This window comes from Ensifer sp. M14, from assembly GCF_003355565.1.
GTDB lineage: Bacteria > Pseudomonadota > Alphaproteobacteria > Rhizobiales > Rhizobiaceae > Ensifer.
The window spans coordinates 414,068-428,956 of record NZ_QJNR01000018.1 but is presented as its reverse complement, the minus strand read 5'-3'; the positions used below and the strand labels follow the sequence as shown (position 1 = coordinate 428,956).

General features: G+C 62.4%; 13 protein-coding genes. 10 read left to right on the top strand and 3 right to left on the bottom strand.

Annotated elements, in window-relative coordinates:
- Positions 1-67 precede the first annotated feature (67 nt).
- The 3 genes from BLJAPNOD_RS34500 to BLJAPNOD_RS34490 all read left to right on the top strand — a co-directional run bounded on the left by BLJAPNOD_RS34500 (position 68) and on the right by BLJAPNOD_RS34490 (position 3,749).
- Positions 68-1,339 (top strand): polysaccharide biosynthesis/export family protein, encoded by a 1,272-nt coding sequence (locus BLJAPNOD_RS34500; RefSeq protein ID WP_115423098.1) that lies wholly within the window; start codon positions 68-70, stop codon positions 1,337-1,339.
- Positions 1,340-1,449: 110 nt separating this feature from the next.
- Positions 1,450-2,733, top strand: a complete 1,284-nt coding sequence (locus tag BLJAPNOD_RS34495) for an O-antigen ligase (RefSeq protein ID WP_115423097.1) — start codon at positions 1,450-1,452, stop codon at positions 2,731-2,733.
- Positions 2,734-2,747: 14 nt separating this feature from the next.
- Positions 2,748-3,749 (top strand): acyltransferase, encoded by a 1,002-nt coding sequence (locus tag BLJAPNOD_RS34490; protein WP_077499081.1) that lies wholly within the window; start codon positions 2,748-2,750, stop codon positions 3,747-3,749.
- 39 nt (positions 3,750-3,788) lie between these two features.
- Here the strand turns inward: BLJAPNOD_RS34490 and galE are convergent, their stop codons facing one another.
- Positions 3,789-4,775, bottom strand: a complete 987-nt coding sequence (gene galE, locus BLJAPNOD_RS34485; RefSeq protein WP_115423096.1) for a UDP-glucose 4-epimerase GalE — start codon at positions 4,773-4,775, stop codon at positions 3,789-3,791.
- A gap of 310 nt (positions 4,776-5,085) precedes the next feature.
- On the opposite strand from galE, the gene BLJAPNOD_RS34480 reads away from it, so the two are divergent.
- The 7 genes from BLJAPNOD_RS34480 (at position 5,086) to BLJAPNOD_RS34450 (ending at position 12,631) form a co-directional block, all read left to right on the top strand.
- A complete protein-coding gene (locus BLJAPNOD_RS34480) occupies positions 5,086-6,726 on the top strand; it encodes a TIGR04028 family ABC transporter substrate-binding protein (protein ID WP_115423095.1) in 1,641 nt (546 codons plus the stop codon).
- Between the two features lie 69 nt (positions 6,727-6,795).
- Positions 6,796-7,740, top strand: a complete 945-nt coding sequence (locus BLJAPNOD_RS34475; RefSeq protein WP_077498965.1) for an ABC transporter permease — start codon at positions 6,796-6,798, stop codon at positions 7,738-7,740.
- Positions 7,737-8,621, top strand: a complete 885-nt coding sequence (locus BLJAPNOD_RS34470) for an ABC transporter permease (RefSeq protein WP_115423091.1) — start codon at positions 7,737-7,739, stop codon at positions 8,619-8,621. The genes BLJAPNOD_RS34475 and BLJAPNOD_RS34470 overlap by 4 nt, the downstream gene beginning before the upstream one ends.
- Complete coding sequence (locus BLJAPNOD_RS34465) at positions 8,618-10,267, top strand: ABC transporter ATP-binding protein (RefSeq protein ID WP_115423089.1); 1,650 nt, start codon at positions 8,618-8,620, stop codon at positions 10,265-10,267. The genes BLJAPNOD_RS34470 and BLJAPNOD_RS34465 overlap by 4 nt, the downstream gene beginning before the upstream one ends.
- A 29-nt stretch (positions 10,268-10,296) precedes the next feature.
- The gene (locus BLJAPNOD_RS34460) at positions 10,297-11,340 is read left to right on the top strand and encodes a putative FMN-dependent luciferase-like monooxygenase (RefSeq protein WP_115423087.1); all 1,044 of its coding nucleotides are present in this window, start codon (positions 10,297-10,299) and stop codon (positions 11,338-11,340) included.
- A 48-nt stretch (positions 11,341-11,388) separates the two neighbouring features.
- A complete protein-coding gene (locus BLJAPNOD_RS34455; protein ID WP_077498957.1) occupies positions 11,389-12,006 on the top strand; it encodes a CMD domain protein in 618 nt (205 codons plus the stop codon).
- A 19-nt stretch (positions 12,007-12,025) separates the two neighbouring features.
- Positions 12,026-12,631 carry an alkylhydroperoxidase domain protein gene (locus tag BLJAPNOD_RS34450; protein ID WP_115423085.1) on the top strand — a complete coding sequence of 202 codons (606 nt, stop codon included), beginning with the start codon at positions 12,026-12,028 and terminating at the stop codon, positions 12,629-12,631.
- Positions 12,632-12,880: 249 nt separating this feature from the next.
- Here BLJAPNOD_RS34450 and BLJAPNOD_RS34445 read toward each other — a convergent pair whose 3' ends face one another.
- Positions 12,881-13,291 (bottom strand): DUF983 domain-containing protein, encoded by a 411-nt coding sequence (locus BLJAPNOD_RS34445; RefSeq protein ID WP_115423083.1) that lies wholly within the window; start codon positions 13,289-13,291, stop codon positions 12,881-12,883.
- Between the two features lie 187 nt (positions 13,292-13,478).
- On the bottom strand, positions 13,479-14,876 hold the full coding sequence (locus BLJAPNOD_RS34440) for a PLP-dependent aminotransferase family protein (protein WP_115423081.1): 1,398 nt from the start codon (positions 14,874-14,876) through the stop codon (positions 13,479-13,481).
- Positions 14,877-14,889: the final 13 nt, after the last annotated feature.

Genomic DNA, 14,889 nt, shown 5'->3' with positions numbered 1-14,889 from the left:
CGCCACGGAGCCTGACGACGTCAGTCGTTGGACGCCGGCGCGCGCGACCAGCAACCGGGAAACCGCAATGACACATCAAGTTGCCAACGGGAGATCACGGATCTCCCTGCGAAAACCATATTCTCTCAAGGTCGCCATGCTGGCGGCCATAACCGTGTTCGGCACGCTGCCGGCTCATGCCGACGAATACCATCTCGGCGTGATGGACAAACTCAAGATCCGCGTTGCCGAGTGGCAAACCGCCGAAGGTGCGGTGCGTGACTGGTCGGTGGTCAGCGGCGACTATACCGTCGGCGCATCCGGCATGGTCTCCATTCCCTTCATCGGCGACCTGCCGGCGGCAGGCAAGACGACTGCCGAGATGAGCGAGGCGATCGGCCTCAAGATGCAGACGCTGTTCGGCCTGCGCGACCGGCCATCGGCTTCGGTCGAGCTCGCCCAGTATCGTCCGCTCTATCTCGCTGGCGAAGTGCAGAAGCCCGGCGAGTACCCGTATGCACCAAACCTGACGGTGCTGAAGGCCGTCAGCCTTGGCGGGGGATTGAGACGTTCGGAAAGCGGCCAGCGTTTTGCCCGCGACTACATCAATGCCCGCGGTGATTCGAGCGTGCAGGTCTCCGAGCGCAACCGGCTGTTGATCCGGCGCGCGCGCCTGCAGGCGGAGATCGCCGGCAAGGACAAGATCGAGCTGCCGAAGGAGCTCAAGGACGCGCCCGACGTCGCCGGCCTGCTCGATAGCGAGACTGCACTGATGGTCTCGCGCGACAAAAGGCAGAAGCGACAGCTGGCATCGCTCGCCGATCTGAAGTCCCTGCTCGAAAACGAAATCGAGGCGCTGGCGAAAAAGTCCGAAACCCAGAACCGCCAACTGGACCTGGTGATCGAAGACCGGGACAAGATCGAGGGGCTCGCCGAAAAGGGGCTGGCGCTGGCTGCACGAAAGCTCGCACTGGAGCAGCGCGTCGCCGAGTTGCAGGGTGCGGTCCTCGATATCGACACCGCGTCCCTGAAGGCGAAGCAGGACGTCAGCAAGGCGACGCAGGACGACACCAACCTGCGCAACGACTGGGATGCCCAGCTTGCCCAGGACCTGCAGAACACCGAGGCCGAACTCGATACGCTGGCGATCAAGCTGGGCACCAGTCGCGACCTGATGACCGAGGCGCTGCTGCAATCGGCCGAGGCCGCGCAATCCAAGGACAACACGTCGGAGGCTGTCATCAGCTATTCGATTGTCCGCGAGAACGATGGCAAGGCGCTTGAAATCGCCGCCGACGAGAACACGCCGGTGCTGCCAGGCGACGTGATCAAGGTCGAAGCCAATCTGGCGATGCGCTGAGCATTGGTAGGAATAGGGCGAACAGGTTTTTCGATGAGAAATGCCTGGAAACAAGGAGATAGAGCGTTTCCTTGATGCCGTTCAATCGAGAAACGCTCTGAAGGATCGGTATGAGGATTTCCAAGGCAAGCCTCGTTTCTCCTGGTTCAAACCAGGCATACGGCACGTTTGCGCTGGCGATTTCGTTTTTCGTCTTTGCCTATTCCTCACGGTTCGGGCAGGCGTCGATCCTTGTCTACTATGGGCTGTGGCTGCCGCTGGTGCTCGTCGATTATCGAAGGGTGCTCGGCAACTATGGCAGATACATCTGGATTCTCGGCTTTGCCGTCTTTGCCTGCCTGTCGGTCTTCTGGTCGGCTGCGCCCGGGATAACGGTTAGGACGGGGGTGCAGTATCTCTCCCATGTCGTCTGTGCCTTGATCGCCATGCGGACGATCGACATCCGTACGCTCGTCCGCGGTGCTCTCGCCGGGGTCGGTATCGTGCTCGTCTATTCGTTGCTGTTTGGCGTCTACCACCTCGATCCGCTCGACGGCACCTATAGCTTCGTCGGGGCTTTCGCCTCGAAGAACCAGCTTGGTTTTTATGCGTCCCTCGGGATCTACTTTGCCTTCATTGCGCCTGTTGCACTTGGGGAGCGCGGGCTCTGGCTCGGCGCCGCAGGCGCCGTCGGGCTGATATCGGCCTATTCGCTGTTTTCCTCGCAATCGGCCACGTCGGTCCTGACGGCCGTCGCTATCGTCTGTTGCTGGCTCGGCATGCGCGCCGTCGGCATGCTGTCGCCCGGTCATCGCAAGGGCCTGTTCTTAGCCGCAGTCGTCGTCGGTGGCGTCGCGGCTCTTGCGGCTGTTTATGGTGGTGGCGTCGATCTCGTTCTCGGCCTTTTCGGCAAGGATTCGACGCTGACCGGTCGAACCTATCTCTGGCAACAGGGCATTGAGGCTGCGCTCTCCTCGCCGGTCGTGGGCGTGGGCTACCAGGCCTATTGGGTCCAGGGCTTCTCCGAACCGGAGCGGTTGTGGGAGGAGTTCTTCATCGCCACCCGCTCGGGCTTCCATTTCCACAACACCTTCATCGAGGCGATGGTGGAGACGGGTGCAATCGGCCTCGTATTGCTTTGCACCGTACTCCTGGTGACCGTCTTCGGCCATATCATGCGCCTGCTTGCCTATGACCATCACACCGAATCCTCGGTGCTGTTCGGCGTGGCTATGCTGCTTCTTGTGCGGGCGTTCGTCGAAATCGACATCATGAACCCCTATCACGTCGGTTCTTTCCTGCTCTACTTCGCAGCAGGCAGGCTTACGATCAGGCAGGGCCGGCAGTTCGTCAGCGAGCGTCGGTTGGCCGAGGGCAGGGTGCTGGCGAGCCACCACCCGCAGCTGAGGTCCTGATGACCGCTACGCCGATGAAAACCATCCACGGTATCCAGTATCTGCGCGCGGCTGCCGCGCTCGGCGTCGTGCTCTTTCACGCGGCCGAGCGGACGGGATACCATTTCGCGATCGGTGCGGCTGGCGTCGACGTCTTCTTCGTCATCAGCGGCTTCATCATGTGGGTGATCAGTGATCGTCGCCCGGTAGCACCGCTTGCCTTCCTCAAGGAACGGCTGCGCCGGATCGCGCCGATCTATTGGCTTGCAACGATGGTGATGATCGCTGGAGGCGTTGCCGGTCTCTTTCCCAACCTCGTCCTGTCGGTCGAACACGTTGTCGCATCCTTGCTGTTCATCCCGGCGCGCTCGCCGAGCAGCGGCGAAATCTGGCCGGTGCTCGTGCAGGGCTGGACGCTGAATTTCGAGATGTTCTTCTATGCCGTCTTCGCAGCCTCGCTGATGCTGCCCAGGCATCGCCGATTGGCGGTGATGGCAGTGTTTTTCTTATCGCTGGTCGTGGCGGGGCTCGCCATCGATACGCAGAACGCTCTGTTTCTGACCTACACGCGTCCGGTCATTTTCGAATTTGTCGCTGGCATGATTGTCGCCGAGTTCTGGCTGCGGGGCCGGATTGCCGGGCCACGTGTCGGCATCGTGCTTGTCGTCGGTGCATTCCTGGGGTTCGCGGCCCTTGCCGTCCTGCGCCTGCCGTTTGACGAAAGGATACTGGGCCCGCTGGCGGTCATGCTTGTGGTTGGCACGCTCGCACTTGAAGCGGCCGGCTGGTTTCGAAAATGGGCATTGCCGACCTTGCTCGGTGACGCCTCCTATTCGATCTACCTCTGGCACACCTTCGCCATATCGGTCGTCGTCAAGGCTGCTGCGATGGTGGCCCTGAATTCAGCTCTGACGCTGCTGTGCGCGTTGGCTGCCGGCACGATTGCCGGCATCGTGGCCTATCTTCTGATCGAGCGCCCGCTCACGCAACGTACCCGCTCCAGATCGCCTCTGAACCGGGTACGCCAGGCATCCTGACCGTTGAGCCAGGCATGCGGTCAGTCGAGGTGCCTGATCTCAGGCACCCTGGTTTCGGCGGGAATGCCAGTTCCAGGCCGTGCGCGTAATCGCCGCCAGGTCATACTGCGGCTCCCAGCCGAGCACTTCGCGGGCCTTGTCGTTGTTGGCGACGAGCGTGGTCGAATCGCCCTCGCGGCGATCGACATAGTCGATGCCGAACGTGCGTCCGGAGACCTCGGTAATGGCGTTCAGAAGCTCCTTGACCGTCGTGCCCGTACCGGTGCCGAGATTGAGCTCGACGCTGTCGCCACCTTCAAGCAGATATACGACGGCGCGCACATGGGCGTCGGCGAGATCGAGCACGTGGATGTAGTCACGCACGCAGGTGCCGTCGCGCGTATCGTAATCGGTGCCGAAGACCTTGAAGCCGTCGCGGCGGCCGAGGGCGGCGTCGATTGCCAGCGGGATCGCATGGGTCTCAGGCTCGTGCCACTCGCCGATCCGCCCTTCCGGGTCGGCTCCGGCGGCGTTGAAATAGCGCAGGATGACAGATCGCAGACCCTTGTATTGCCCGTAGTCCTTCAGTGCCTGCTCGCAGACCCACTTTGTGCGGCCATAGGGGTTGATCGGCGCCTGGCGATGCTGTTCGTCGATCGGTACGCTTTCCGGCAGACCATAGGTGGCGCAGGTGGACGAAAACACGAAAGCCTCGATGCCGGCCGAGAGTGCTGCCGACAACAGGGTCAAGGTACCGATGACGTTGTTGTCGTAGAAGGAGACCGGATCCTTGACGGATTCGCCGACCTCGATCATCGCGGCGAAGTGCAGGATCGCTCGCGGCTTGTGTCGTGCCAGCACCTCGTCCAGCCGCTGCCGGTCGCGGATGTCACCCTTTTCCAGGACACCCCATTTGACGAATTCCTCATGGCCGTTCGACAGGTTGTCGTAAACCACGGGTTCGAACCCCTTGGAGGCCAGCTGAAGGCAGGTGTGCGAGCCGATATAGCCGGCGCCGCCGACGACAAGAACCTTGTTATTTGTCATGAATATCTCAATCTCGGGCTTGGAAGGAATTGGCAAAGTTTTCAATGAATAGGGCTCGAATTGTCAATGGCTCGTGAAGCGTTTCGCCCACGATAAGATACGCCCTTTCTGCGCCCTGATCCGCATGTCGCTTAAGACCAGAAAAAGAAGGCAGGGAGACGGCCTCGGGAGAAATATCTCCATCGGCTCGGACACGGAGATGCTTCTTTCCCTTCGCTCGAAACATATAGCATATTAATTTACTAGATTTAGTTGATGATCCGGCGCTTCCTCGTACGATAGCCTTCAGACATTTGAAGGAAGGCTCCCCATGACGACGAAACTGAAACGGCTTGCGCTGACGCTGGCGACACTGACCGCCTCCGGCCTTTTCCTGCCTGGCGCTTTTGCAGAAGGTGCAGGAGACCCGGTGAAGGGTGGGACGCTGATCTATCTCGAGCAGCAGGCCCACACCAATCTCTACCCGCCGGCCGGCGGGTTCTATCCGAACGGTGGCATTCTCAACCAGATCACCGACAAGCTGACCTATCAGAACCCGAAGACGCTTGAGATCGAGCCCTGGATCGCGGAATCCTGGACGGTCAACGCTGACGCGACCGAGTACACGTTCAAGATCCGCCCGGGTGTCACCTTCTCCGACGGCACGCCGCTCGATGCCGCAGCCGTGGCCAAGAATTACGACGTCTTCGGGCTCGGCAACAAGGCACTGAAACAGCCGGTGTCGGAGGTGATCAACAATTACGAGCGCAGTGAGGTCGTCGATTCCCAGACGGTCAAGTTCTACTTCAAGAAGCCGTCGCCGGGCTTCCTGCAGGGTACCTCGGTCATCGGTTCAGGTCTCGTCGCCGCAAGCACGCTGGCGCTTCCCTTCGAACAATTGGGTGACGCCACCAAAATCATCGGTTCCGGTCCGTTTGTCGTCGACAGCGAAACGATTGGCAAGGAGCTGAACCTGAAGGCGCGCGAGGAGTATGCCTGGGGTCCGGCAAAGCTGGACCATCAAGGGAGAGCCCATCTCGACGGCATCAAATATATCATCACTGGCGAAGACAGCGTGCGCATCGGCGCGCTGCTCGCAGGTCAGGCCGATTTCATCCGGCAGGTCCAGGCCTATGACGAAAAGCAGGTCGAGGCTCAGGATTACCAGATCTACGCGCCATCGACGCGCGGCGTGAACAACAGCGTTGTCTTCCGGCCCGACAATCCGCTGGTCGCCGACGTCCGGGTGCGCAAGGCGTTGCTGCACGCGACCGACGCCAAGGAAATCGTCACGACCCTGTTTTCGGCAAACTACCCGCAGGCGACCTCGATCATCGCGTCGACGGCGCTTGGTTACCGCGACATTTCGGCGAAGCTCGCCTTCGATCCGGAAAAGGCGAAAGCGCTGCTCGATGAAGCCGGCTGGACGGTGGGCGCCAATGGCCTGCGCCAGAAGGACGGCAAGGAACTGGTGCTGACAGCGTACGAATCCCTGCCCCAACCGCAGAACAAGGAAACCCTGCAGCTCGTGGCCCAGCAATGGGGCAAGCTTGGCGTCAAGCTGACCGTGCTTGCCGGAGACAGCGGCAGCAGGATCGTCGACGATCTCGATCCGTTGAAGACGCCGGTTTCCCCGGCCATGGTCGGCCGCGCCGATCCTGACGTGATCAAGAGCCAGTACTACCCGAAGAACCGTGACGTGCTGCGCCAGAAGGGCGGACAGAGCGACAAGGTCCAGAGTTTTGCCGATGACAAGCTGAATGGTCTGCTCGAGGCGCTGACCTCGGAGCCGGATCGCGAGAAGCGGTTTGCTATCGCCGGCGAGGTTCAGGACTACGTCGTCGACCAGGCCTATGCGATCCCGATCTTCGAGGAGCCGCAAGCCTTCGCCGGTGCTCCCTATGTCCAGGGCATCGCCTTCGAGGCGGTTGGCCGCCCGAGCTTCTACAGCACCTGGCTCGCCGACCACTGATGCCGTCCAACCGGCCACGCGCATTGCCGTGGCCGGTCTTCGCAATGAGACCAAGCAGAGGAACGGCTGATGTCCGGATACTTGCTCAATCGCCTGGGGCAGGCGTTGTTCGTCCTTTGGGCGGCTTTCACCATCTCCTTCGTGTTGCTGCAGGCCATGCCCGGTGACGCCATCCTCATCAAGTTCCAGAACCCGGAGCTTGGGTTAAACCCGCAACAGATCGCCGAAATCCGCGCGTCCTATGCTGCCGACAGCGCCATCTGGGTACAATATATCCAGACGATCGGTCGGTTCCTTACCGGCAATTTCGGCTATTCCGTTCAGGTGGGCGTTCCCGTCAGCACGATGCTTGCCGCTCATCTGCCGGCGACACTGAAACTTGCGTCGCTCGGCTTCCTGTTGGCCGCGGTCCTTGCCGTCGTCATCGCCTTCCTATCGAGCCTTACGCCTTTCGCCTGGTTGCGTGGCGCGATCCAGTCCGTGCCGTCGCTCTTCATCTCGATCCCGACCTTCTGGCTCGGCATCATGCTGATCCAGATCTTCTCGTTTCGGCTGAAGCTCGTGCCGGTGATCAACCCCGGTCCCTGGCAGGAGCTGATCCTTCCCGTCATCACGCTGGCGGTGCCAATTTCCGCTCCGCTTGCCCAGGTGCTGGTGCGCAATATCGATGACGTGCTGACACGGCCCTTCGTCGCTGTTGCCCGCGCCAAGGGTGCCACTCGCCATTGGGTGCTGTTGCGGCATGTCGCCAAGAACGCGCTGCTGCCGACGCTGACGATCGCCGGCGTCCTCTTCGGCGAACTCATTGCTGGTGCGGTCGTTACCGAAACGGTGTTCGGCCTCAATGGCATCGGCGGCCTCACGGGAAGGGCCGTCGGCAGTCAGGACGCCGCCGTGCTCCAGGCGATCGTCGTGCTCTCGGCGCTCGCCTTCGTCACCATCAATCTCATCGTGGATCTGCTCTTTCCTGTGCTCGATCCCCGCCTTCGTACAAAAGCAGGAGCCACGGCATGACCACGTTCGATACGATCCACGACGACGCCATCGCGTCTAGGCATGGACAGCGGGCGGGCAGGCGCTTCTCGCTCCCCCAATTCATCCGACGGTTGCCAATGGGTCTCGCACTGTCCTGGCTGGTTCTCGCCATCGCTTTTCTCTGGGCCGTCGCTCCGTGGCTTTTCACTAGCTACAATCCGCTCGAAGGGGTCGGTGGCGAACAGTTGCGCCGGCCCGATGCGAGCCATCTGCTTGGCACCGATGCGCTGGGGCGCGATGTTTACGCACGCATCGTTTATGGCGCGGTACATTCGCTGACTGGCGCATTTGTTGCCGTGGCACTCGGTCTTGTCGTCGGCACCAGCATTGGGGTTATCGCGGGATCGGTCCGGCGGCGGGTTGACGATGCCATCATGCGTCTCGTCGATGTCTTGCTATCGATACCGCCACTCATGCTTTCGCTCAGCATCATCATCCTGCTCGGCTTCGGCACGGTCAACGCGGCTATTGCCGTTGGCGTCACCTCGGTTGCGCGCTTCGCCCGTCTGTCGCGTTCGGAAGTCGTTCGTGTCCGGCGCAGCGACTATGTCGAGGCGGCATTTGGCAGCGGCGGCACATTCGCGGCGGTCCTCTGGCGGCACGTGCTGCCGAACTCCCTGACCTCGGTTCTGGCTATTGCGGCGTTGCAGTTCGGGTCGGCCGTGCTGCAGATCTCTACGCTCGGGTTCCTGGGCTATGGCGCTCCGCCACCGACGCCAGAGTGGGGGCTGCTGATTGCCGAAGGTCGCAACTACATCTCGACGGCCTGGTGGCTCACCACTGCACCCGGTGTCATCGTCGTCCTGGTGGTTCTCGCTGCAAACCGCGTCAGCCAATCCTTCGGCAAGGTGGCAGCATGAGCGGCTCCAACGTTCCCCATCCGCCAGTGCTGGAGGTCGAGAACCTGTCGATCGCCTATCATGACGGCACTGCGCATCGCGGCGTCGTGCACGAGATCTCCTTCCGGATCGATCCCGGTGAGGTCGTAGCGCTGGTCGGCGAGTCCGGTTCTGGCAAGACAACGACGGCGCAGTCGATCATCGGCTTGCTCCATGCCAATGGCCGCATCGACGGCGGCAGCATCAGGCTCAACGGCACGGACATCTCGCGCTGGTCGGATCGCCAGCTTGATGCGGTGCGCGGCGCCAAGATCAGCCTGATACCGCAGGATCCCGCAAGCTCGCTCAATCCCGTCAAGACGATCGGCGCGCAGGTCGGTGAGATTCTCCGCATCCATGGCGTCGCAAGCGGTCGCGACCTGGAGGCCCAGGTGATTTCGCTTCTGGAGCGCGTCGGTTTGAGCGAGCCCGCACTCCGGGCGCGGCAATATCCGCACGAGCTTTCGGGCGGCATGCGCCAGCGCGTGCTGATTGCCATCGCCGTCGCGCTTAAGCCGCAGCTCATCATCGCCGATGAGCCGACCAGCGCGCTCGATGTGACGGTACAGAAGCGCATCCTCGACCTGATCGACGAATTGCGCACGGAATACGGGACGTCGGTGCTGCTGGTGACGCACGATCTCGGTGTGGCAGCGGACCGAGCCGACCGGCTCGTCGTCCTGCAAGGCGGGCGTGTCCAGGAAACGGGAGCTACCAAGGTCGTGCTTGCCGCACCGCGCAGCGCCTACACCCGGCAATTGATCGCCGACGCGCCGTCGTTCTCGGCCGTCGTGCGCAAGGCGCCTGCGACCGCGCGTGCGGTGCCCGCGGCTTCGGACAATGATGTCGTCATTGTCGATGGGCTTGTGCAGGACTTCGTGCGGACGGATGGCAACGGCAAATCGTTTCGCGCCGTCGATGACCTCAGTTTCCGCGTCCGTCGTGGCACAACGCATGCCATCGTTGGCGAATCCGGCTCCGGCAAGACCACGACCATTCGCGCGATTGTCGGGTTCCAGAAGCCGACGGCTGGGCGCATTGAGATCGATGGCACCGACCTGTCTGAGCTCCGTGGCGAAACACTGCGCCAGTTCAGGCGCAAGATCCAGCTGGTCTATCAAAACCCGTACGGCTCCCTCGATCCACGCCAGACGGTGTTCGACATCGTTTCCGAACCACTCCTGAATTTTGGCAGGCTCGCCCGCCCGGCACGCGACGAGAAAGTCCGGGCGATCCTCAGCCGCGTCGGCCTGCCGGAAGTGGCGCTCGACCGCCGACCACATGCGCTTTCGGGCGGCCAGCGACAGCGCGTGGCGATCGCCCGCGCACTCGTGCTCGATCCTGACGTCGTCGTTCTCGACGAGGCGGTCTCGGCCCTCGATGTGACGGTGCAGGCCCGCATCCTCGATCTTCTCGATGAACTCCAGCGCGATCTCGGGCTGACCTATCTGTTCGTGTCCCATGACCTCGCGGTCGTGCGGCAGATCTCGGACACGGTGTCCGTGCTGAAGGACGGCCGATTGGTTGATGGAGGATCGGTCGAGGACGTCTTCGAGCGCCCGGGCAGCGACTACACCCGCGAACTCATCAACGCCATCCCCGGACAAAAAAGAGCAGCCCTCGTCTGACGACGCGGGAATGAATGACAGGACAGACAATGACAAAGACGCTACGCAAGCGCCTCGGGTTCTTTACACGCCTCCTCGACGACGTCCCCGCCGGCGCGCGCTATCACTATGCGGCAGAGCAAATCGCCACAGCCGAGCGTTTCGGCTTCGATACCGCCTGGGTGGCCCAGCATCACTTCCATGCCGACGAGGGTGGTCTGCCGGCGCCGCTCGTCTTCCTGGCGCATGTCGCCGCGCAGACCTCGCGGATCCGGTTCGGCACTGGCGTCATCACCCTGCCGCTCGAAAACCCGATCCGGGTTGCCGAGGACGCGGCGGTCCTTGACCTTCTCTCCTGCGGGCGTGTCGAGATCGGCTTCGGCACCGGCGGCACACCGTCGTCCTTCACTGCGTTCGGCCTTGAGAGTGCCGAGCGCGGTGATATTTTCAGCCGGCACCTGCGCGTTGTTCTCGACGCGTGGGCCGGGCGCAGCCTCGCGGGCGGCGACCAGCTTTATCCGACTGCACCGCAACTGCTCGACCGGATCTGGCAGGCGACGTTCTCCGTCGCAGGCGGCGAGCGGGCAGGGCGCGCCGGCGACGGCTTGATGCTGTCGCGCACCCAGCCTCGGTCCGCGGACCGCCCGAATGCGCCGCTCGCAGAGCTGCAGAACCCGATCATCGACGCCTACCTCGCGGCATTGCCAGTGGGCCGCGCGCCGCGAATTCTGGGTTCGCGTAGCCTGTTCGTGGCCGACAGCCGCGATGAGGCGTTGCGCCTGGCCGAGGTCGGTTTGCGCCGTGGCGCTGAGCGCTTGATTGCATCAGGTCTGAAGCCGGCGGGCAACTCGCTCGCCGATTTGATCGCCGCTTTCGACGTCCATGTCGGCACAGCCGATGACGTCATCGAAAGTCTGCGTGCGGATACGACACTCGATCGGGTCACAGACCTCGTCTTCCAGGTTCACTCCATCGATCCGCCGCACCCGCTGATCCTGCGCTCCATAGAGCTGATCGCGACCAAGGTCGCGCCGGCGCTGGGGTGGGCGCCGGAAGAGAAATTCGCCCCCCGCAGGCTTGGAGCCGTCGGCTGACATTCTCGACGCCAGCGGCGTCGCTCAATTCAAGGAAGGAGACTTCACGTGACCACATCGACACCCGATATCATCGACCTGCTCGCAGGCATCAAGCCGGGCTCATCGCTCGATCGTATTCGCACCCAGAGACCGGAGACGCGCGAGCAGGCGCAGAAAAGCTATCTTGCGCTTTTCGTGCCCGACACGATCGGCGATGTTTCGCTGGTCGAACGCCAGGCCATCGCCAGCTTCGTCGCAGGCCTGCATCGGCAACCCGATATCTTTGAGTTCTACGTCAACCCGCTTGGGGACAGCGAGGAGAACCGCTGGTTGGTCGAGGTGCTGAAGGCCGAGATCGGTGCAGCCCAGGCCGTCGGGCCATACGGCCAATATCCGGCCGGCCCGTTGAGCGTCGAGAACGCGCAAGGCCTGATCTACCAGGTCTCTAAGGCCGGCCATGAGGCGCTTGGCGAAAAGCTTGCAGCTGCGCTCGAGCATGCGCACCTGCTTGTCTTCCGCCCCCGTGATGCAAGCTCCAAGGCGCTGCAGGCGCTCCTCGATGCGGGCTGGACGACAGACGGTATCGTGACGCTGTCGCAGCTCGTTTCATTCGTCGCATTCCAGATCCGGGTGATCGCCGGGCTCAGCCTGCTGGCCGCTTCTGCCCGACGCGCAGCCGCCTGACCGTCACAAGGAGTTTGTCATGACCGACCACATCATCACGCCCGCGATCGAAAATCGGCCAGTGGCGTTCACGCAGGCCGAGATCGGCTGGACACCGTGGCTTAAGCCGCTTGCGGAAGACGATCTGACGGAGGCGCATCTTGCCGGCCTCGTCGAGGCGTCGCGCGCCAAGTCACCCTATTTCCGTCTGCTCGTTCGCGATCCCCAGGTTCTTGAGGCCCGCACGAAGACGGACAAGGACATCTTCTACAACACTCGAACGGGCCTGCCGCGCGCCGAGCGCGAGCTTGCGGCAACGGCTGCATCGCGGTCGAACGGCTGCATCTTCTGCGCCTCCGTGCATTCGCGTTTCGCCGCGCACCACTCCAAGCGCGGCGACGATGTGCAGAAGTTGCTCGACGAAGGCGTGGAGGTGGATCTCGGCGATCGCTGGAACGCGATCATTGCGGCCTCGGTGGCGCTGACGGCGACGCCACCCACTTTGGATGACGAACATATCGAGCGCCTGTCCGCAGCCGGCCTCGATGAACTTGAGATCGCCGACGTCATCCACGGCGCCGCTTTCTTCAACTGGGCGAACCGTTTGATGCTTTCGCTCGGTGAGCCAACGCCCGCAGTGCAATGATCTGAGATTGAGAGGTCGGCGCAGGTATGATGCACTGCACCGGCGCATGGCACCACCGCAGTTTCGTGGTTAAGAACCAGTGCCGCGAAATTCGGGTCATGGCCTCGGGGGTAAGGCCATGCAGCATTGCTCAACCTCGTTCGGGGCAAGCAGAATATGGCGCGGGCATTGTCCGCGCCATGTCGGTATTCGCTATCGGGCGCCGCCAGGAGGCTGGCGAATTGGACCCCAGTGTCACGCCGTCGACGGCTATTGCGTTGGAGCGAGCGGCGGCTCGACCTGTCTGCGCACGAGCTTTCCTTCCTCCGCCTTGTAGAAAAACTGGCTTGAGACCAACCATCCCTTGAGCGGCCGAAGCGGCGGAATGCACGTCAGCAACATGAACGGTCCGGTCACCAGCAGGTGCATCCACAGCGGTGCGCTGTATTGCACCTCCAGCCAGACACCGAGCAGCACGCTCGGTACGCAGCCAAAACAAATGACGAAGAAGGCTGGTCCGTCGGCGGGGTCGGCGAAGGAGTAGTCGAGGTCGCAGACTTCGCACGTCTTGCGCATCTTCAGGAAGCCTTCAAACAGATGCCCCTGGCCGCAACGCGGACAACGGCCGCGCAATCCGGTTTGCATGGGAGGGATGGGCGGCCAGTCATGATCCGTAGACATATGCGTTCCTTTCAGGCGTCTGCGGCGCAGCCTTTGCCGGTGCGCCAGCCGAGTTGCCTGGGTGCGGTCAACGAATGTCCTGTGCCGCCTCAGGCCTGCGCAAATTAGTGCGCTCAAATCCGTACATTGTCAATTTATTGTATGCATACATTACTGCGACAATTTCGCCGTTCACCGATGGAGCGCCTCAAACGACCAGGCTCGATGCCGTTGGCGTCTGCTGCAGTAGATCCGCAATCGTCATGAGGCTGCGCTGCAATTCTTCGTGCGTTCGTGCCGCGCCAAGACCAAGGCGCACGGCCTCCGGCGCCGGGCCTAGCGCGAAGGCATCGCTGGCAACGACGCTGATGCCGGACGCCCTGAGCCGGCCGGAAAAATCACCACGCGTCCACGGTGGCGGCAGGTGCAGCCACAGGTGAAAGCCTTCCTGGTCCGTCTGGACAATGTCCTTCGGCAGCAACCGGCTGACCATGGCCTGCCGGATCGTCACCTCCCGGCGAATGGCGCGGAGGACTTCGCTTGCTGTTCCGTCTTCGATCCAGCGTGTCGCAACTGCGGCGTTGAAGGGTGGCGCCATGCCGCTCGTCGCACGGATCGCGCCCTCCATGCGAACGGAGCTTTGGCGATCGGGAACGACGAGATAGGCGATCCGCAGTGCTGGCGAAAGGCACTTGGCGAGGCCTGCGATGTGGTAGGCGAGATCCGGTGCAAGGGATGCCAAGGGTGACGGGGCTGCGGCCGGTATCGCGCCATAGGCATCGTCTTCGATGATGGCCAAGCCATGGGTCCGCGCAATGGCAACGATCGCCTTGCGGCGCTCCAGCGGCAACGTCGAGGTGGTCGGATTGTGGAGCGTGGGGTTGCAATAGAGCGCTCTTAATCTTCTTGTTTTGCAGATCGCCTCAAGCTGTTCCGGGATCATCCCATTTTCGTCGATTGGAATACCGACGAGTTCGATGCTGAGATGAGCGGCAAGCGCCCGCAAGCCGGGATAGGCAATGGCCTCCGCCGCGATCGCCTCACCAGCCCCGGCAAGACTGCTGACGACGGCCAGCAGAGCGCTTTGTGCGCCAGCGCAGATGAGCACCCGCTCGGCCGGGATGTCACCAAGGCGCGGTCGTAGCCAGGTCGCGCCGACCGTCCGATTATGCTGTGCGCCGCCCGCCGCCTGATATCGCATCAAGAGATCGAGCCCGTGTTCACTTTGCAGGCTGGCGATGTCGCTCCACAGCCGCATCGTCAGGACGGGGTCGTCGAACAGCGGTGGCAGGTTCATGCTCATGTCGACCAGGCCATCGGCTGCCGGCTGCAGTCCTTTCATCCGTCGCGCCTTGACGTAGGTGCCCTGACCGACGCGACCTTCCACCAGTCCGCGATGTCGCGCTTCATTGTAGGCGCGGCTCACCGTGGTGAAGTCGATGCCCAGCGCGCCGGCAAGCGCGCGCTGCGGTGGCAACCGTGCACCTTCGGACAGGCGGCCCTCGGCAATATCGACGGCAATGGCGTCGGCAATGGCGATATAGAGCGGGCCGTTGGCTTTGCGGATTGCCGGCAGCCAGGTCGTTTCCGATGCATCCAAAGTCATGATGTCACCTCAT

Bases quoted from the DNA above. Each gene is read 5' to 3' on its own strand.
- BLJAPNOD_RS34500 (WP_115423098.1), top strand. From the start codon at position 68: ATGACACATCAAGTTGCCAACGGGAGATCACGGATCTCCCTGCGAAAA.
- BLJAPNOD_RS34495 (WP_115423097.1), top strand. From the start codon at position 1,450: ATGAGGATTTCCAAGGCAAGCCTCGTTTCTCCTGGTTCAAACCAGGCA.
- BLJAPNOD_RS34490 (WP_077499081.1), top strand. From the start codon at position 2,748: ATGAAAACCATCCACGGTATCCAGTATCTGCGCGCGGCTGCCGCGCTC.
- galE (WP_115423096.1), bottom strand. From the start codon at position 4,775: ATGACAAATAACAAGGTTCTTGTCGTCGGCGGCGCCGGCTATATCGGC.
- BLJAPNOD_RS34480 (WP_115423095.1), top strand. From the start codon at position 5,086: ATGACGACGAAACTGAAACGGCTTGCGCTGACGCTGGCGACACTGACC.
- BLJAPNOD_RS34475 (WP_077498965.1), top strand. From the start codon at position 6,796: ATGTCCGGATACTTGCTCAATCGCCTGGGGCAGGCGTTGTTCGTCCTT.
- BLJAPNOD_RS34470 (WP_115423091.1), top strand. From the start codon at position 7,737: ATGACCACGTTCGATACGATCCACGACGACGCCATCGCGTCTAGGCAT.
- BLJAPNOD_RS34465 (WP_115423089.1), top strand. From the start codon at position 8,618: ATGAGCGGCTCCAACGTTCCCCATCCGCCAGTGCTGGAGGTCGAGAAC.
- BLJAPNOD_RS34460 (WP_115423087.1), top strand. From the start codon at position 10,297: ATGACAAAGACGCTACGCAAGCGCCTCGGGTTCTTTACACGCCTCCTC.
- BLJAPNOD_RS34450 (WP_115423085.1), top strand. From the start codon at position 12,026: ATGACCGACCACATCATCACGCCCGCGATCGAAAATCGGCCAGTGGCG.
- BLJAPNOD_RS34445 (WP_115423083.1), bottom strand. From the start codon at position 13,291: ATGTCTACGGATCATGACTGGCCGCCCATCCCTCCCATGCAAACCGGA.
- BLJAPNOD_RS34440 (WP_115423081.1), bottom strand. From the start codon at position 14,876: ATGACTTTGGATGCATCGGAAACGACCTGGCTGCCGGCAATCCGCAAA.